Source organism: Micromonospora sp. NPDC023888 (genome assembly GCF_040639415.1).
GTDB lineage: Bacteria > Actinomycetota > Actinomycetes > Mycobacteriales > Micromonosporaceae > Micromonospora.
Window position 1 is genome coordinate 1 of the sequence record NZ_JBEZZW010000033.1, and the last position, 17603, is coordinate 17603.

Annotated in this window: 18 protein-coding genes; 4 read left to right on the forward strand and 14 right to left on the reverse strand. The window is 71.5% G+C overall.

The annotated features are described in order from the left end of the window. Window positions 1–85: 85 nt before the first annotated feature. The 8 genes from AB0F61_RS25400 to AB0F61_RS25435 all read right to left on the reverse strand — a co-directional run bounded on the left by AB0F61_RS25400 (window position 86) and on the right by AB0F61_RS25435 (window position 8425). The gene (locus tag AB0F61_RS25400) at window positions 86–856 is read right to left on the reverse strand and encodes an isoprenyl transferase (RefSeq protein ID WP_357076504.1); all 771 of its coding nucleotides are present in this window, start codon (window positions 854–856) and stop codon (window positions 86–88) included. A gap of 31 nt (window positions 857–887) precedes the next feature. Then, window positions 888–2030, reverse strand: coding sequence for a geranylgeranyl reductase family protein (locus AB0F61_RS25405; RefSeq protein ID WP_357814144.1), 1143 nt, complete (start codon window positions 2028–2030; stop codon window positions 888–890). A gap of 173 nt (window positions 2031–2203) precedes the next feature. Beyond that, window positions 2204–2809 carry a response regulator transcription factor gene (locus tag AB0F61_RS25410; protein ID WP_357814147.1) on the reverse strand — a complete coding sequence of 202 codons (606 nt, stop codon included), beginning with the start codon at window positions 2807–2809 and terminating at the stop codon, window positions 2204–2206. Beyond that, the gene (locus AB0F61_RS25415; RefSeq protein ID WP_357814149.1) at window positions 2806–3978 is read right to left on the reverse strand and encodes a sensor histidine kinase; all 1173 of its coding nucleotides are present in this window, start codon (window positions 3976–3978) and stop codon (window positions 2806–2808) included. The genes AB0F61_RS25410 and AB0F61_RS25415 overlap by 4 nt, the downstream gene beginning before the upstream one ends. Window positions 3979–3998: 20 nt before the next feature. Beyond that, window positions 3999–4730: an ABC transporter permease gene (locus AB0F61_RS25420; RefSeq protein WP_357814152.1), complete on the reverse strand. Its 732-nt coding sequence runs from the start codon at window positions 4728–4730 to the stop codon at window positions 3999–4001. 1 nt (window position 4731) lies between these two features. Continuing rightward, window positions 4732–5571 (reverse strand): ABC transporter ATP-binding protein, encoded by an 840-nt coding sequence (locus tag AB0F61_RS25425; protein WP_357814155.1) that lies wholly within the window; start codon window positions 5569–5571, stop codon window positions 4732–4734. Between the two features lie 126 nt (window positions 5572–5697). Further along, window positions 5698–6543 carry a hypothetical protein gene (locus tag AB0F61_RS25430; RefSeq protein WP_357814157.1) on the reverse strand — a complete coding sequence of 282 codons (846 nt, stop codon included), beginning with the start codon at window positions 6541–6543 and terminating at the stop codon, window positions 5698–5700. A gap of 37 nt (window positions 6544–6580) precedes the next feature. Beyond that, complete coding sequence (locus AB0F61_RS25435; RefSeq protein WP_357814159.1) at window positions 6581–8425, reverse strand: phosphoenolpyruvate carboxykinase (GTP); 1845 nt, start codon at window positions 8423–8425, stop codon at window positions 6581–6583. Window positions 8426–8852: 427 nt separating this feature from the next. Here AB0F61_RS25435 and AB0F61_RS25440 point away from each other — a divergent pair, with 427 nt between their 5' ends. The 3 genes from AB0F61_RS25440 (at window position 8853) to AB0F61_RS25450 (ending at window position 10873) form a co-directional block, all read left to right on the forward strand. Next, the gene (locus AB0F61_RS25440) at window positions 8853–9401 is read left to right on the forward strand and encodes a GtrA family protein (RefSeq protein ID WP_357814161.1); all 549 of its coding nucleotides are present in this window, start codon (window positions 8853–8855) and stop codon (window positions 9399–9401) included. Window positions 9402–9464: 63 nt separating this feature from the next. Further along, window positions 9465–10166 (forward strand): GtrA family protein, encoded by a 702-nt coding sequence (locus AB0F61_RS25445; protein WP_357814163.1) that lies wholly within the window; start codon window positions 9465–9467, stop codon window positions 10164–10166. Then, a complete protein-coding gene (locus tag AB0F61_RS25450; protein ID WP_357814165.1) occupies window positions 10163–10873 on the forward strand; it encodes a MaoC/PaaZ C-terminal domain-containing protein in 711 nt (236 codons plus the stop codon). The genes AB0F61_RS25445 and AB0F61_RS25450 overlap by 4 nt, the downstream gene beginning before the upstream one ends. Window positions 10874–10925: 52 nt before the next feature. On the opposite strand, the gene AB0F61_RS25455 is transcribed toward AB0F61_RS25450, so the two are convergent. Then, window positions 10926–11516 (reverse strand): PH domain-containing protein, encoded by a 591-nt coding sequence (locus AB0F61_RS25455; protein ID WP_357814167.1) that lies wholly within the window; start codon window positions 11514–11516, stop codon window positions 10926–10928. Window positions 11517–11687: 171 nt separating this feature from the next. Further along, on the reverse strand, window positions 11688–12563 hold the full coding sequence (locus tag AB0F61_RS25460) for a biotin--[acetyl-CoA-carboxylase] ligase (RefSeq protein ID WP_357814169.1): 876 nt from the start codon (window positions 12561–12563) through the stop codon (window positions 11688–11690). Between the two features lie 84 nt (window positions 12564–12647). On the opposite strand from AB0F61_RS25460, the gene AB0F61_RS25465 reads away from it, so the two are divergent. Beyond that, complete coding sequence (locus AB0F61_RS25465; protein ID WP_357814172.1) at window positions 12648–14231, forward strand: acyl-CoA carboxylase subunit beta; 1584 nt, start codon at window positions 12648–12650, stop codon at window positions 14229–14231. A gap of 133 nt (window positions 14232–14364) precedes the next feature. Here the strand turns inward: AB0F61_RS25465 and AB0F61_RS25470 are convergent, their stop codons facing one another. The 4 genes from AB0F61_RS25470 to AB0F61_RS25485 form a co-directional block, all read right to left on the reverse strand. Then, window positions 14365–15219 carry a hypothetical protein gene (locus AB0F61_RS25470; RefSeq protein ID WP_357814175.1) on the reverse strand — a complete coding sequence of 285 codons (855 nt, stop codon included), beginning with the start codon at window positions 15217–15219 and terminating at the stop codon, window positions 14365–14367. Continuing rightward, the gene (locus AB0F61_RS25475; protein ID WP_355027773.1) at window positions 15212–15712 is read right to left on the reverse strand and encodes a sigma factor-like helix-turn-helix DNA-binding protein; all 501 of its coding nucleotides are present in this window, start codon (window positions 15710–15712) and stop codon (window positions 15212–15214) included. Before AB0F61_RS25475 ends, AB0F61_RS25470 begins: the two co-directional genes overlap by 8 nt. A gap of 62 nt (window positions 15713–15774) precedes the next feature. Continuing rightward, window positions 15775–16758, reverse strand: coding sequence for a 2-dehydropantoate 2-reductase N-terminal domain-containing protein (locus AB0F61_RS25480; protein ID WP_357814179.1), 984 nt, complete (start codon window positions 16756–16758; stop codon window positions 15775–15777). Window positions 16759–16779: 21 nt separating this feature from the next. After that, a complete protein-coding gene (locus tag AB0F61_RS25485; RefSeq protein ID WP_357814182.1) occupies window positions 16780–17523 on the reverse strand; it encodes a M50 family metallopeptidase in 744 nt (247 codons plus the stop codon). Window positions 17524–17603 lie beyond the last annotated feature (80 nt).

Genomic DNA, 17603 nt, shown 5'->3' on the forward strand with positions numbered 1-17603 from the left:
GCGCAGGGCCTGCTGGACTTCTGGCACTACTGCGAGGATCTGGTCCGCCAGCGCGTGGACGGTGGCCCGTCGCCGCGCGGCCGGCTCAGGCGCCGTAGCGGCGTTGCCTGGTCGCGTACGAGCGCAGTGCGCGCAGGAAGTCGATGTGCCGGAAATCCGGCCAGTTGAGTTCGCAGAAGTAGAACTCCGAGTGCGCGGACTGCCAGAGCATGAAGCCGGACAGCCGCTGCTCCCCGCTGGTACGGATGACCAGGTCGGGATCGGGCTGACCACGGGTGTAGAGGTGCTCGGCGATGTGCTCGACGTCAAGCACCTCGGCCAGTTCCTCGATCGTGCCGCCGGAGGCGGCGTGCTCCAACAGCAGCGAGCGGACCGCGTCGGTGATCTCCCGGCGGCCGCCGTAGCCCACCGCGATGTTGACCTCCGCGCCGCCCGTGCGCTCGCGGGTGCGTTCCTCGGCGCCCTTGAGCGCCGCCGCGGTCTGCGCCGGGAGCAGGTCGAGTGCCCCGACGATGCGCAACCGCCAGGGATTGCCCTCCTCTGCCAGCTCCACCACCAGATCCTCAATGATCTTGAGGAGAGGGTCCAGCTCACTTGCCGGTCGGCGCAGGTTGTCGGTGGCCAGCAGGTAGAGGGTCACGTGCCCGATGCCGGCCTGGTCACACCAGCCGAGGACATGCTTGATCTTCGCCGCGCCGACCCGGTGCCCGTCGTTCGGGTCGACGAAGCCCATCTCCCTCGCCCAGCGGCGGTTGCCGTCGCACATCACCCCGACGTGTCGGGGCACCGGCTTACCCGCGAGCTTCGCCGTGAGCCGGCGCTCGTACACGGAGTAGATAAGGTCCCGCAGCGTCATCACCTAGCAGCGTAGCGACCCTTCGGCCAGATCACCGCCTCGGAGCCCCATCCCCGCCGGGCAGACCGATGCCGATCATCGCCAGCGTACGGGCAGTGAGACGTCCGTCACCCAGTCCCAGCTCGACCACGTCATAGAACACCCGGTCGTCCCGCCGGGCCGCCCGGACCGCCGCGTCCACCACTCGACGACGCCGCGCCAACCAGGCCGCGACCGAGCTGTGCCGCAGGTGGGTGCCGAGACGACGGCGCAACCCGTGCGCGTAGCGGCCGGCTGCCGCATCGGGGCTCTGGGCCGCCGCCGCACCGGCGAGCGCACCGGAGAGCAACGCGTAGAAGATGCCCTCCCCGGTGAACGGATTGATCAGTGACAGCGCGTCCCCGGCCAGCAACGTACGCCCACGCCCCGGCGTCGGCCGGTGGGTGGACAGCGGTAGGTGATGGGCACGCAACGCCGTGACAGTGCCCAGGTCGGTGCCGGGCAGCAGGGCGGCCAGTCGGTCCAGCAGGTAGGCCCGGCTCAGCGGCTCACCGCGCAGCACCTCCCCGTACCCGACGTTCGCCCGTCCGTCGCCGATCGGAAACGACCAGGCGTACGCCGGCCAGCGCGCCTTCGAGGTGACGATGAGCTGCTCGGACGGGCCGGGCAGCGCCGGCGCGTACCCCCGGATGGCCAGCGCCAGGTGCCGGTCGGGATTCTGCGGATGGCCGAGCGCCCGACGCACCACCGAACCGGCCCCGTCGGCGCCCACCACCACCCGGCCGGACACCTCCCCGTCGAGCACCACCCGGTCGGCGCGCGGTTCGACCCGACGCACGGTGTGCCGGCGCAACTGCGCACCGGCCGCCACGGCAGCCGCCACCAGCCGCGCGTCGAAGACCTCCCGGGGCACGGTGTACGCGGGTCGGGGCAACGCCCGCGCCACGGCGCCACCACCCGGCGCGATCATGCGCAACGCGGGCAGCGGCGCGTAGCCCGCCACCGCCTCGGTCACCCCCAGCTCGGAGAGCACGTCCACCGAGTGCGCGGCGATCCCGTCGCCACACGCCTTGTCCCGCGGAAAGTCGGCCCGGTCCAGCAGCAGCACGCTGGCGCCCGCCCGGCGCGCCGTCAACGCGGCAGCCGCCCCGGCCGGCCCCGCTCCCACCACCACCACGTCGAACTCGTCGCTCACCGCGCCTCCCTCCGTCCGGTGGGCGGCCCGCTCCTGCCCCGCCCGGCGATCCGTCCGGGTCGCCGACGTCAGCCGCTGTGACCGGCGCCACCCGCCATCCTGCCTGCTGCCCGCTCACCCGCACCGATGCCGCACTGCCGAATTCCGCCGCAGCCACGTGGACCTCGCCGGCTTCAGATCCAGCCGTTGGCCCTGGCGCTGAGGGCGGCCTCGATCCGGTTGCGGGTGCCGGTCTTGCCGATGGCCGCCGACAGGTAGTTGCGCACGGTGCTCTCGGACAGGTGCAGGCGGGCGGCGATGTCGGCGATGGTGGCACCGTCCACGGCAGCGGTCAGCACGTCCCGCTCCCGGTCGGTGAGCGGGTTCGGGCCGGCCGACAACGCCGCCGCCGCGAGCGCCGGATCGATCACCCGCTGACCGGCGAGCACCCGGCGGACGGCCACCGCGAGTTCCTCCACCGGCCCGTCCTTGACCAGGAAGCCCGCCGCGCCGGCCTCCATCGCCTGCCGCAGGTAACCGGGCCGGCCGAAGGTGGTGAGGATCAGCACTCGGCACTCGGGCACCTGCTCCCGCAGGATCGCGGCGGTGTCCAGACCGCTGCCGTCGGGCATCTCGATGTCCAGCAGCGCGACGTCCGGACGACACCGCCGGGCCGCCTCCAACGACTCGGCCACGGTGCGGGCCTCGGCGACCACCTCCATGTCGACTTCGAGGTTCAACAGCAGGGCCAGCGCGCCGCGCATCATGCCCTGGTCCTCGGCGAGCAGCAGCCGGATCATCCGGGCACCGTCGCGATCCGGCTCGTGGGGACCCGGACGGTGAGCAGCAGACCTCCGCCGCGCGCCGGGCCGACCTCCAGGGAGCCGCCCGCCTGCTCCAGCCGCTCGGTGAGGCCACGCAGACCGTTACCAAATGCCGGCCGGCCACCGACCCCGTTGTCCCGAACGGTGAGCACCGACCCGTCGGCGTCGGTGTCGATCTCGATGTCGCATCGGGACGCCCGGCTGTGTCGCAGCACGTTCGTCACTCCCTCCCGGAGCACCCAGGCGAACACGTCGTCGGTCTCGACGGCCAACTGCCCGCTCGTCCGCACGGTGACCGCGATGCCGACATCCGCCAGGACGCTACGGGCGTTGTCCAGTTCCCGGCCGAGGCTGTGCTCGCGGTAACCGGTGACCGCCTCCCGTACCTCGGCGAGGGCGGTGCGACCGATCCGCTCGATGTCGGCTGCCTCCACGGTGGCCCGCTGCGGGTCCGTCGGAGCCAGCCGGCGCACCACCTCGGCTTTCACCACGACCAACGACAACGTGTGGCCGAGCAGGTCGTGCAGGTCCTTGGCGAACCGGAGTCGTTCCCGCTCCACCACGGTGCGGGCCAGCTCCCGCTGGGTACGGCGCAACTCGTCGACCAGGCGGGCCACCCGGGCGAACGCCAGCGTCATGGCACCCGCGAGCAACGTGATGAGCGCGATCTGGGCCATGGTGTCGGCCGGCAGGCGTCGGGCGGCCCCGATCACCAGCACCGCCACGACGCTGCCACCGACCCAGCCGAAGCCCCATCCGACCTGGACCAGTCCCACCGCGCCCGCGGAACACACGTACATCAGCAGGGCCAGCCAGCCCTCCGAAACGCCGGCGTACGCGGCGGCGAGCGTGACACCGAGAAGCGCGAGCAGGGCCAGCCCGGCGTGATGCAGAGCCGGTCGGACGGCCAGTGCGGCCACGGGCACCGCCACCAGGGCGAGATAGAGCAGCGCGAAGAGGGCCAGCCCGGCCGCTGCCATCGGCACCGGGCGGACCTGTCCTCGCACGATCGCGGCGGCCGGCGGCAGCAGCAACCACAGCCACAACGTGTGAGCCAGCACGAGCACGACGCCCCGGCGCCGCCGGCCACGGTCGACGGACACGGCCGGGTCGGCGGCACCGGGCAGGTCGGCGGCACCAGGCATGGTGCAAACCGTATCGGTGGTCAACGGCCCACGGCCGCGCGCCGGTAGGCCCAGGCCGCGACCGCTGCGAAGAGCAGGGTCCAGGCCAGGAGCAGGCCCAACCCGGACGGGGTGGGTGCCAGCCCGGCGACCGACCGCCAGCCGAGTTCGGCGTACCGGTACGTCGGTAGCGCGTGCGCCAGGTGTCGCAACGCGGCGGGGAAGTACGTCACCGGCAGCAGCAGGCCACCGAGGACCGACAGGCCGAGAAAGACCAGGAAGTTGACCACCTGGGCGAGCTGCGGGGCGAGCCCGTAGCCGATGGCGAGCCCGAGCAGGGCGAACGGTACCGAACCGGCCCACAACAGCAGCAGCAGCGCGGTCCAGCGGGCAGCGTCCAGGTGGACGTTCTGCTGCAACCGCCCGGCGACACCGACCGCGACCACCGACGGCACCCCGGTCAACGTGCTGACCAGGGCCTTCGTCAGGACCGCCTGCCAGGGCGGCAACGGGGTGACGCGCAGTTGGTGCAGCCAGCCGACCGCCCGCTCCTGAGCGACCGACGACCCCACCGAGAGCACGCCCGCGACCGCGCCGTACCCGGCCAGGCCGACCATGAGCGCGGCGGGCGCGGCCACACCCTCCAGTTGCTCACCGCGACCGGCGAACCCAGAGAAGATCAGGTACGTGAGCACCGGGCCCAGCACGGAGAACAGCATGAGGCGCGGGTCCCGGACCAGCCGACGCAGCTCGAATCGTAGGTAGGCGCGCATGTCAGTGCTCCCCTGCGGCGGCGGTGAGAGTGAGGAAGGCGGGCTCCAGTGCGACGGAGACCTCGAGTCCGCGGAAACCGCGGGTGCCCGCCAACGCGATCACTGTGGCGTCGGCATCGTCGGTGGTCAGCACCACCCGGTCGCCCCGGACCTCCACGGACCGCACGCCGGGCAGCAGGTCCAGCCCGGTGACCGGTGCGCCGGCAGCGTCGAAGGCGACGGTACGGCTACCCGCGAGGGCACGGATCTGGGCGGGCGGCGCGTCGGCCACCACCCGGCCGGCGGCGAGCACCACGATCCGTTCGGCGTACTCGTCCGCCTCGTGTAACTGGTGGGTGCTGAACAGGACGGTGTTGCCCTCGGCGGCGTACCGGCGGAGGGCAGCCCAGAACTCCCGCCGGGCTGCGACGTCCATGCTCGCGGTGGGTTCGTCGAGGACCAGCAGCTCCGGGCCGCCGGCCAACGCGAACGCGAACCGGGCACGCTGCGCCTGCCCACCGGAGAGCCGGTCCAGGCGACGGTCCGCCTGGCCGGTCAGCCCCGCTGTGGTCAGGATCCGGTCGGTGGCCGACGGGCGCGGGTACAGCGCGCGGGCCAGCTCGATCACCTCGCGAACGGTGGCGGCGGACACGACCCCGGCCCCCTGCGGCATCGCGCCGACCCGGCCGGCCCGCACCGCCTCGGCGGGAGACCCGCCGAACAGGGCCACGGTCCCGGCGTCGGCCGGGGCGAGCCCGAGCATGATCGAGATCGCGGTCGTCTTGCCCGCGCCGTTGGGCCCGAGCAGCGCGACGATGCTGCCCCGCGCGATGCTCAGGTCGATGCCGGCAAGGGCTCGCACGAGTCCGAACGATCGGGTAAGGCCAGTGAGACGTACGACGGTGTCACCCATACCCAGCACGCTACGAACGGGCGACGCCGCGCGGCAGAACCACAGGTACGGCGTGCGCGGTGACAAATGTCCCGGTCAGGCCGGAGTACGGGCGGCGCGGCGCAGACCGTAGACGGCGAGCGCAGCCGCCGCGAGCAGTGGGGCGCCGTCGCGGACCAGGCCGTCCACGCCCAGCAGCCACCAGCACAGCGGCAGGTCCACGGCGAGCACGACCACTGTGACGCCGACCAGCAGGCCCCGCGCCCAGTCCCTGCCCCGCATCAGAAACGCCGTGCAGAACAGCACCGCGTAGCTGGCCGCGATGCCGGCGCCGAACCAGAACAGCACTGCCGGCAGTGCGGTCAGCCGGCCGTCCAGGATGGAGGCGCCGGCCACCAGGGCCGGCACCAGCATCAACGGGCTGTAGGTGAACGCCGCCACCCGGCTGGTCAACAGCCAGGCGTTCGCCTCCGGCCGGCGCGGCGGGGTTTCCCGCCAGGAGATGCCGGCCCGGTCGATGACGAGGCGGGGACGGTGCCGGACGAGATGCCCGGCCAGCGCCGACGAGCGGTACAGCAGCCAGACCACCGCCACGCAGAGCGCGGTGAGCACGGCGAAGCCGAGCAGGCCGGGCAGCGGTGGCACCCCCTGGCGGGGCACGATGAGCCGGCCGACCGCGAAGATCGTGGTGACCGCGAGGATCAGCCCGAACGGGCGGGCCACCGTCCGACCCCGGCGCACGTGCCCGATCAGCAGCAGGAAGCCGAACGAGCGCAGCATGGCCCAGCCGGTGCGCACCGCCAGACCGAAGCCCTGCTCCGGGGCGTACCACCAGTTGAGCAGCTCGACCACGACGGTGGCCGCCGCCGTCGTCGCGAGCAGGATGGTGAGCACCCGGACGGCGGACGGCCGCCGGACCTGGGTCTCGGCGGCCGTCCTCATGGGATCCGATGATGCCCGCGCGGGGCGATCTTCACACCTAGCGTTGCGGCTGCGCGGCGTCCAGGCGGGCGCGCAGCGCGTCCAACTCGGCCCAGAGCACGCCGGGCAGCTTGTCACCGAACTTCTCGAACCACTCGGTGATCATCGGCAGCTCGTTGCGCCACTCGTCCGGGTCGACCTTGAGGGCGATCCGAACGTCCTCCGGGGTCATGTCCAGGCCCTCGACGTCGAGCGCGTCCGGCGCGGGGACCATGCCCACCGGGGTCTCGACCGCGTCGGCCTTGCCCTCGATCCGCTCGACGACCCACTTGAGCACCCGGGCGTTCTCCCCGAAGCCAGGCCAGAGGAACGAGCCGTCCGGGTCCTTGCGGAACCAGTTGACGTAGTAGATCTTGGGCAGCTTCGCCTCGTCGCCGTCGGTGCCCTTGCCCATCTCGATCCAGTGCCGGAAGTAGTCGCCCGCGTGGTAGCCGATGAACGGCAGCATCGCCATCGGGTCCCGGCGGACCACGCCGACCGCGCCGGACGCGGCAGCCGTCGTCTCCGACGACAGCGTCGCACCCATGTAGACGCCGTGCACCCAGTCGCGGGCCTCGGTCACCAGCGGAATGGTGTCCTTGCGGCGACCACCGAAGAGGATCGCGTCGATCGGCACCCCGTTCGGGTCGAAGTACTCGTCGGCGAGGATGGGGCACTGGGTGATCGGGGTGCAGAACCGGCTGTTCGCGTGCGAGGAGAGGGCGTCGCTGTCCGGCGTCCAGTCGTTGCCCTTCCAGTCGATCAGGTGCGCCGGGGGCTCACCCATGCCCTCCCACCAGACGTCACCGTCGTCGGTGAGGCCGACGTTGGTGAAGACGGAGTTGCCCCGGTCCAGCGTGCGCATGGCGTTGGCGTTGGTCTTCCAGTCGGTGCCGGGCGCGACACCGAACAGGCCGTACTCCGGGTTGACCGCGTAGAGGCGGCCGTCCGGGCCGAACCGCATCCAGGCGATGTCGTCGCCGATGGTCTCGACCTTCCAACCGGGGATGGTCGGCTCCACCATGGCCAGGTTGGTCTTGCCGCAGGCCGAGGGGAACGCCCCGGCGATGTGGTGGACCTTGCCCTCCGGCGAGGTGATCTTGAGGATCAGCATGTGCTCGGCGAGCCAGCCCTCGTCGCGACCCATCACGCTGGCGATCCGCAGGGAGTAGCACTTCTTGCCGAGCAACGAGTTGCCGCCGTAACCGGAGCCGTACGACCAGATCTCCCGACTCTCGGGGAAGTGCGAGATGTACTTGGTCTCGTTGCACGGCCAGGCGACGTCCTGCTGACCAGGGGCGAGCGGCGCGCCGATCGAGTGCAACGCGTGCACGAAGTCCGCGTCGTCGCCCATCGCCTCCAGGACGCGGGTGCCCATCCGCGTCATGATGCGCATCGAGGCGACCACGTACGGGCTGTCGGTGATCTCGACGCCGAACATCGGGGACTCGGCCTCGACCGGGCCCATGACGAACGGGATGACGTACATGGTCCGGCCCCGCATCGAGCCGCGGTACAGCTCGGTCATCGTCCGCTTCATCTCCGCCGGGGCCATCCAGTTGTTGGTGGGGCCGGCGTCCGCCTCGTCGACGGAGCAGATGAAGGTGCGTTCCTCGACCCGGGCGACGTCGGTCGGGTCGGTACGCGCGTAGAACGAGTTGGGCTTCTTCTCCGGGTTCAGCCGGATCAGCGTGCCGGCCTCGACCAGCTCATCGGTGAGGCGGCGCCACTCCTCGTCGGACCCGTCCACCCAGACGACCCGGTCGGGGGTGGTCAGTTCCGCGACCTCACGGACCCAGGCGAGCAGTTTCGGATGGGACGTCGGGGCCTGATCAATACCCCGCACAACAGCCGGAGCAACCATGACACATCTCCTTGTGGTCGACGCTGACCGATCTATGGGATGCACGAGACTCGGCGGCGCGATGCGTCGCCTTCGTGGAAACCTGGGATTGGCCTCAGCGTAAACCGGGCAGCCTTCCGAGTCAGTGGGACTGGTTGTGAAGAACTGCACAAGCTACGGCCACGCTGCGGCATCACGATCTGATACCCGCTTTCCTGCGCAGTTTCACGCAAATCTTGTTGTGCACCCCGGCGGACGCTTGTTGCGGTCGGGCCGTGGACCTGCCCCGCCGACCGGTGCGTGGATTCCCGTTCCGAGGCACGTCAGTCCTCCCAATTGGTTACGCTCCGTACGGCGGTTTCGCACACGGTGATCAGCGGTGCCGGGCGACCACGCCCGCTTGCCGTAGCTACCCCGCTGACTGGTCCCGAGCCGGTAGGCTCGCTCCGTGGCCGCCACGATGACCGGGGAGCAACCGGGTCCCCGGCAGACCCGACGGGGTCTTGTTGGCAAGCTGCTGGACCGCTTCGGTCACCTCGTCCGCGAGATGAGCAAGTTCGCCACCGTCGGTGGCGTCGCCTTCCTCGTCGACTTCGCGCTCTTCAACTATCTGACGAGCACCCGCGACGTCGAGGAGTTGACGGCGAAGACGATCTCCACCGTCATCGCCGCCACCGTCGCCTTCGTGGGCAACCGGTTCTGGACCTGGCGGCACCGCCAGCGCAGCAACCCGGCCCGCGAGTACGCGCTGTTCTTCTTCTTCAACATCGTCGGCCTCGGCATCGCGGTGGCCTGCCTCGCGATCAGCCGGTACGGGCTCGGCAGCGTCTGGCCGGACGTGTTCCAGACGCGCCTTGCCGACAACGTCGCCAGCTACATCGTCGGCACGGGCCTCGGCACGCTGTTCCGATTCTGGTCCTACCGGCGGTTCGTCTTCGTCGAAGCGGGAACCCGGACCCTTCCGCAGGTAAGACCCGACCCCGACCGCAGGGCGTGACCTGCCGCTCACCCCGTTTGGCCGGTGATCGCCGGTCACACCGACTGCCCTAAGGTGTTTCGCATGCGTCTTGTCCGTCTGCTGCCTGAGCGCTGGCAGAAGTTCATCCACGAGGCGCTCAAGTTCGGCATCGTCGGTGGCATCAACACCGTCATCAATTACGCGGTGTTCAATGCCCTTGCACTGACTGTTTTCGTCAATGGTCAGTTGAAGGCGACGGTGATTGCGACAGTCGTCGCCACGATCACGTCGTACCTGATGAATCGGCACTGGACGTACCGGGATCGCCCGAAGTCGGCGCTGCGCCGGGAGTACGTCCTGTTCTTCCTGTTCAACGGCGCTGGCCTGCTCATCGAACTGGGCGCCGTGGCGGCGGCCAAGTACGGCCTCGGCGTTCACGGCCTGCTGGCACTGAACGTGGCCAAGACCGCCGGTGTCCTGCTGGCCACGCTGTTCCGGTTCTGGTCGTACCGGACCTTCGTCTTCCAGCCGGTCACTGTCGACGAGACCGAGGCGAAGCCCGAGACCACCTGGCACGACATCCCGCGCGACGAGTGGGACACCATGGCGGAGATGGACCCGGTCGCCGAGCTCGCCGAGTCCGTCTCCGAGCTGGAAGAGGCCGAGTCCGCGCGACGGGCCGACGCGCCGCCCGGCGCGCCCGCCCAGGGCCGCCCCCGGTTGAGCGTCAGCCCGGCCGCCGACCTTGACGCGGAACTCGCCGCGGAGTTGCACGTCGGCACTCGCCGCGCGCCCCGCCGGTGACGACACCCGACGCCCGCTCCGGCACCGGGCAACCCGCCGAGCTGTTCTTCGAGGATCTCGTCCCGGGGCTCACCGTCGACCTCGGTGTGGTCACCGTGGATGGCGACGAGATGGTCGCCTTCGCCCGCCGTTTCGACCCGCAGTGGTACCACGTCGATGCCGAGCTGGCCGGGGCCAGCCGGCACGGTGGGTTGATCGCCAGCGGCTTCTACACGGTCAGCCTGTTCATGCGCGCGTACGTCGACCACCTGTTGTCCCGGGCGGCCGCGGACGCGTCCCCCGGCCTGGAGGAGCTGCGCTGGCTCGCCCCCGTGCGCGCCGGCGACCGGCTGGCCGTGCGGGTCGACGTGATGGGCGCCCGACCGTCGACCGCCCGTCCGGGGCTCGGCACCGTGAGCCTCACTGGCACCATGCTGCGTCTCGGCCCGGACGACCGGCCCGAGCAGGAGGTGCTGCGCACCCGCTTCCGTGGCTGGTTCGCCGTGCGGCCCGCCGACGACGATCCCACCGAACCCGACCCGACCGCGGCCGACCCAGCCGGGGCCGACCCGACCGCGGCCGACCCGACCGCGGCCAACCCGACCGGGGTTGAACCCACCGGGAGCGGCCCGTCCGACGACGGCCGGCCGGCGAGAGTGCCGCCCAACGCCGGCCCGGCCGAGACCAGCCCCGGTAACGGGCCGCCCCGGGCCGAACCACCCACCTGACCCGCCCCGACACACCGCGGCCGGGGCGGGCCTCGACCGCAGTCGACCCGGATCAGGTCGTGGTGTCCCGCAGCGGCTTGCCGTCGCGCAGCGGCCTGCCGTCCTGCATGTCGGCGAGGATGTCGCGCATCTCCCCGTCGCCGAGCGAGTGCTTGTCGTGCTGCGCCTCGACCAGCTCGTACAGGGTGGTCTGCACCTTCCCGACATTCGGCACGTCGGCGAGCACCGACTGACCGCGTTCACCGGCCGACTCGATGGTGAGCGTGCCGCAGCCGAGCAGGCGCTCGGCGAACCGCTGGTTCATCGAGTGGTCGTTGACCCGGGTGAGGGGAAGGTCCCGCCGGTCGCGGGAGAAGACACCCTGCTGGATCAGCACCCGCTCGTTGGTGAACAGGTAGTGCGTGGTGCGCCAGACCAGGAACGGCCACAACCCGAGCCAGAGCACCCCGACCAGAGCGATCACTCCGATCACGGCCAGCGCGACCGAACCGCCACCACTCTCGGGCAGCAGGAGCACACCGACCACCACCGCGGCGATGGCCAGCACCAGCACCACGATGGGCCGAATCAGCGCCTTCCAGTGCGGGTGCAGATGGAGCACGACATGCTCGTCTTCGGTGAGCACGTCTTCAGGAAACGCCACGACAACCTCCATCGCCATTCTTCCGACGCGCAGACGGTAAACCCCCAGACCCCACCACAACATCCGCCACGCGGCCCCACCCGAGTCTTCACGATCTTGCGCTCCGGTCGCCGCTCGGTGGCCGTCGCCCGTTCGACCCGGTGCGGCCGGCACGAAGCGAGGATCAGGTGGTCAGCGCAGGTGCAGGACGTCACCGGCCGCGAGCGTACGGACGCCTGTCGGGGTGGTGAGCTGAAGTTGGCCGTCCGGGTCCACTCCGGTGGCGGTGCCGGTGAGGGCCTCGCCGTCGGGGAGCAGGACGCGCACCTCCCGGCCGACCGTCGCGCACGCCGCCAGGTAGGCGTCGCGTAGGCCACTGGACACCGCGTCGCCACCAGCCGAGCGCCAGCGGTCGTACCAGTCGGCGACCGCCCGCAGCAGGGCCCGCAACAGCGGGTCCCGGTCGGTGGCCGCCGCACCGGCCAACTGCAACGAGGTGGCCGGCAGCCCGGTCGGATTCACCGGCAGCTCGTCGGCGCGCAGCGTCACGTTGAGCCCGATGCCGAGCACGATGGCCGGCGGTTGGTCAGGTGCCCGTCCGGGCACCGCCTCGGCCAACACACCGGCGCACTTCGCGCCGTCGATCAGCAGGTCGTTGGGCCACTTCAGGGTGGCGTCCAGCTCGGCCAGCCGGGCCACCGCCTCGACCAGCGCCACGCCGGCCAGCAACGGCAGCCACCCGTACCCGGTGGGTGGCACGGGCAGCCAGTCGCGCTCCGGCACGGCCGCGCCGGGCCGCAGCAGCACGCTTGTCGCGATGCCGGCCCGGGGCGGCGACTGCCAGATCCGGCCGCGGCGGCCGCGCCCGGCGGTCTGCCGCTCGGCCACCACGACCAGCCCCTCGGGCTCGCCGGCGCGGGCCGCCTCGGCCACGTCGGCGTTCGTGGAGCCAGTTTCGGCGCGCACCTCCAGTCGGGTCCACGGCCCGTTCGGCGCGACCAACGCGCGGCGCAGCCGGGCCGCCGACAGCGGCGGGCGGTCCAGATCGGTGTACGGAGAGCCCGACATTCCGCCAGCCTACGGCGGTGGTGGCGGCGGCACTGAGGGGTACTGCACAGCCGCACCGACCTGAACCATCGTTATATTCGCTTGGTGACTACCGAGACCGGCACCAACATCCACAGCACCGCGGGCAAGCTGGCGGACCTGGAGCGCCGGGTCGACGAGGCGGTGCACGCCGGGTCGGCCCGCGCGGTCGAGAAGCAGCACGCGCGCGGCAAGAAGACCGCCCGCGAGCGGATCGAGATGCTGCTCGACGAGGGTTCCTTCGTCGAACTCGACGAGCTGGCCCGGCACCGGTCCACGGCCTTCGGGCTGGAGCGCAACCGCCCGTACGGCGACGGTGTGGTCACCGGCTACGGCACTGTCGACGGCCGGCAGGTGTGCGTGTTCGCGCAGGACTTCACGGTCTTCGGTGGTTCGCTCGGCGAGGTCTTCGGCGAGAAGATCGTCAAGGTGATGGACCTCGCCATGAAGATCGGCTGCCCGGTGGTGGGCATCAACGACTCCGGCGGTGCCCGCATCCAGGAGGGTGTGGTCTCGCTCGGCCTCTACGGCGAGATCTTCTTCCGCAACGTGCGGGCGTCCGGGGTCATCCCGCAGATCTCGCTGGTGATGGGGCCCTGCGCCGGCGGCGCCGTCTACTCCCCGGCGGTCACCGACTTCACAGTGATGGTCGACCAGACCTCGCACATGTTCATCACCGGCCCCGACGTGATCAAGACGGTGACCGGCGAGGACGTCGGCATGGAGGAGCTGGGCGGGGCCCGCACGCACAACACGCGCAGCGGCAACGCGCACTACCTCGCCACCGACGAGGACGACGCGGTCGACTACGTCAAGGCCCTGCTGTCGTACCTGCCGTCGAACAACCTCGACGAGCCGGTCGTCTTCGAGGCCCCCGCCGACCTGGCGATCACCGACGAGGACCGCGAGCTGGACACGCTCGTCCCGGACTCGGCGAACCAGCCGTACGACATCCACACCGTCATCGAGCACGTCCTCGACGACGGGGAGTTCCTGGAGGTCCAGCCGCTCTACGCGCAGAACATCGTGGTCGGCTACGGCCGGGTGGAGGGCCGCCCGGTGGGCGTCGTCGCCAACCAGCCGATGCACTTCGCCGGGACCCTGGACATCGCCGCCTCGGAGAAGGCCGCGCGGTTCGTGCGCACCTGCGACGCGTTCAACATCCCGGTGCTGACCTTCGTGGACGTGCCCGGCTTCCTGCCCGGCACCGGCCAGGAGTGGGACGGCATCATCCGCCGGGGCGCCAAGCTCATCTACGCGTACGCCGAGGCCACCGTCCCCAAGGTCACGGTGATCACCCGCAAGGCGTACGGCGGGGCGTACGACGTGATGGGTTCCAAGCACCTCGGCGCGGACCTGAACTTCGCGTGGCCGACCGCCCAGATCGCGGTGATGGGCGCGCAGGGCGCGGTGAACATCCTCTACCGCGCCGAGCTGGCCGGCGCCGACGACCCGGCGGCGGTTCGCGCCGAGAAGATCGCCGAGTACGAGGACACCCTGGCCAACCCGTACGTGGCCGCCGAGCGCGGTTACATCGACTCGGTGATCGCGCCGCACGAGACGCGCACCCAGATCGTCCGGGCACTGCGCGTGCTGCGCACCAAGCGGGAGACCCTGCCGCCCAAGAAGCACGGCAACATCCCGCTGTAAGGACGCTCGCGGTCCCCTGATCCGCGCAACGTCTAGGAAAGTGCTGCCTCCGGGCGACGGGAGGCACCAACAACCCTGATGTTGCGCGGATCATCGCCGCATGGTGCCTGCGGAGCAGTCGCCCAGGTTGGGGTCAGCAGGACGGGTTGGCGGCGGCGCACATCCGGCGGGCGGCGACCTCCGCCAGGCGGCGCAGTTCCGGCTCGGTTCCGGCCTGCCCCAGACTGAGCACGGTGATCAGATCTCCCACCCGGACCACAGCCGTGCTGGTCGGCCGGGGGGCCGCACCGATGGGCTCACCCGTCTTCTGATCGACGGGCGGCGAACCGGTGTGCCGCAGCAGCGCAGCCCCGTCGCCGGCGAAACCCCGCTGGACCACCGTCCAGCGGTGCGTCGCCGCTCCGGTGCCCGCCACGCTCCCCACCTTGTAACCCGCGACGCTTGTCCACTCGGCGCACGGGGCGACCAGGTCGTCGAGTGTGGCGAGAAGCTGGACGGCCGCGTCGGGAGTCAGCCGGAAGAGATCCTGCGTGACCAGACCATCCGACTCGGTGAGGATCGCCGGCGCTCGCTTCGGCACCAGGGTCTGTGAACGGGACAGGATGGACATCTGCCAGCCATCCGAGCGCCCCTGGCTCGTCCGGCAGACGCCGAGCAGGTGGTCCAGCAGGACCGGCTCGCCCAGCCCCGACTGGCTGAGCTGCACGTCGACCTGCTGTGGCAGGTCGGCCGGCTGCAGCAGGGCGTCGGTGGTGATCTCATGCCGGGCCGGCGGGGCGAGGGCCACCGGCTGCGCAGGCGACGGAGACTTCCCCGGCTCGGCGACGGCCATGGCGGAAACCCCGGCGAGGGCCAGCACGACTGTGGTCACGACGATCCTGCGCTGGCTGCGACGGCGGGCCCGGGAACGGATGTCCTCCGGGTTGAGCCAGCGCACGTCCTGTAGGTCCCACTGGACCCGTTCGACGAACGTCGGGTCGTCACGCATCGGTGGCCTCCTCCAGATCAGAGACGGCGAGCAGGCCGGCGAGCGCGGCGCGCCCCCGGGAGAGGCGGGCCTTGACGGTGCCCACCGGGGCGGCGGTCTCCCGCGCCACGTCGGCGACCGGCATGCCGACCAGGTAGTAGAGGGCGATGGCGACGCGTTGCTCCTCGGGCAGCCGGCGCAGGGCGGCGACCACCTCGACGGTGTCGGTGCCCGGGCCGGGAACGGTCTCGGTGGCCCCGTGCCGCAGGTACGCGCGGGCACGGCTGCGCAGGCTGCGCCACCGGCTGACCGCGACCCGGCTGGCCACCACCCGCACCCACGCCTCCGGGTCGTCGTACCCACGGACCGTCGACCAGCGCTGCCACGCCCGGATGTACGCCTCCTGCACGGCGTCCTGAGCCTCGACCCGGTCACCGGTCAGGGCGTAGACGAAGCCGAGCAGCCGTTGCCGGCTCCCCCGGTAGAACTCGTCGAACTCGTCGACGTCTGGCACCCGCTGCCTCCCCGTGTCGGTCGCAGGGAACACGCGCCGGGCCGGGTCGTCGGTTGCCCCGATCAGGAGATCATCTTCTCCAGTTCGGCGAGCGGGAACGCGCCGGCCGCCACCCGCTCCCGGACCGCCCGGCGTACGGCCCGCTGGACGGCGACGTTCGCCGGCGTCGGTACGCCGTGCAGGCGGCCGAGCAGCGCGATCTCACCGTTGAGGTGGTCGACCTCTGTCGAACCGGTGCCCCGGGCCAGACTCTGCCAGGTGGAGCCACCGGAGCGGGCCTCACCGTCGACCGGGCGCTGCTGCACCAGATCACCGCGTTCGGCCTTTTCCTCTGCCGGCGAGGTGTGCGCGATCCCGGCCGCGGCGAGCGCCGCGACGCCTTCGGCGCGTACCCGCTCGGCCAAGGCGTCCGGGATGTCCCGACCAAGCAGCGCCTGCAGGCCGTTGCCGAGGTTGCTGAGCAGCTTGCCGTACTTCCAGCGCAGCACGTCCTCGCGGACCGGCGCGACGAACCCGGCGGCGCTCAGATCGGCGGCGATCGCCCGGTCGGTGTCGTCGGCGCCTTCGGGGTACCGCCCGATGTGGAGCATCCCCGGGTGCGGGTAGCCGTTGGACACCACCACGCCCGGGTCCAGGTGGGTGGCCGGAAGCCAGACGCAGACCGGGTGCACATCGGCGAAGAGCCGCAGCGCGGCCCGCTCGTTCGCCACCCCGTTCTGGGCGGTCACCAGGGGCAGCCGCTCACCCGCCGTGCCACCGCCGGCCACCGGGGCGTCCACCCAGGCGGCCAGCGCGCCGGCGGTGTCCTGCGACTTGACGGTGAGGACCAGCACCGTGTCCGCCGGCAGCGGCTGGTCGTCGGGGCCGTCCACGGCGGGGAGGCGGGCGGTGACCTCGCCGTCGGGCTGCCGCAGGGTCAACCCGCGCGCCCGGATCGCCTCCAGGTGGGCACCACGGGCCACCACTGTCACGTCCCGGTCGGCCTGGGCCAGCCGTACGCCGATGGTCCCGCCGACCGCACCCGCCCCGATGATCACGTATCGCATGGCCTCATTCTGCCCGCTGCGTCAGACCGTCAGGCCGGCGCTCGTGAGGATGGGGCCGGCCAGCAGGAGTGCGCCGGCGACCAGGGCGGCCAGGTTGACCAGGGCGAAGACGGTCACCCAGAAGAGCGGCGGGAACGGGGTGAGCCCGGCGAGCTGGTCGGCGTCGGAGGCGGGCATCCGGCCGCGCGACCGTAGCCGTTGCAGCTCCACCACCGGTCGCACCCCGCCGAGCAGCAGGAACCACACCCCGGTGTACGCGAACGCGGCCTGGACCTGCGGCGTGGCGTACCACGAGACGGCGAACACCAGTGCACCGGTGACCAGCAGCGACACCACCCCGAAGACGTTGCGGATCATGACGAGCATGGCCAGCAGCAGCGCCACCGCCACCCAGAGCAGCAGGGTTATCCGGTTGCCGCCGAGCAGCCAGGCACCGGCCAGCCCGACAAGCGGCGGGGCGACGTATCCGGCGAGCAGGGTGAGGATCATGCCCGGCCCGGTGGGACGGCCGGCGGAGAGCGTCAGCCCCGACGTGTCCGAGTGCAGCCGGATGCCGCGCAGCTTGCGCCCGGTGAGCAGGGCGACGAGCGCGTGCCCGCCCTCGTGGGCGATGGTGATGGCATTGCGGGCGATCCGCCACGGCAGCCGGGTGGACACCACCACCAGCGCGATGGCCGCCGTGATCAGCACCAGCAGCGCGGGCGGGTCCGGCTGAGCGCCGAACAGCGTGTCCCACGTTTCGCCCAGCCCGTCGATCGACATCATGGGGCGCGAGCCTACCGGCGGCGTTTGGTGTCGCTCCCGGAGCACCGGCTCGTATCCTGGGAGACTGATCGGGTGGCGAG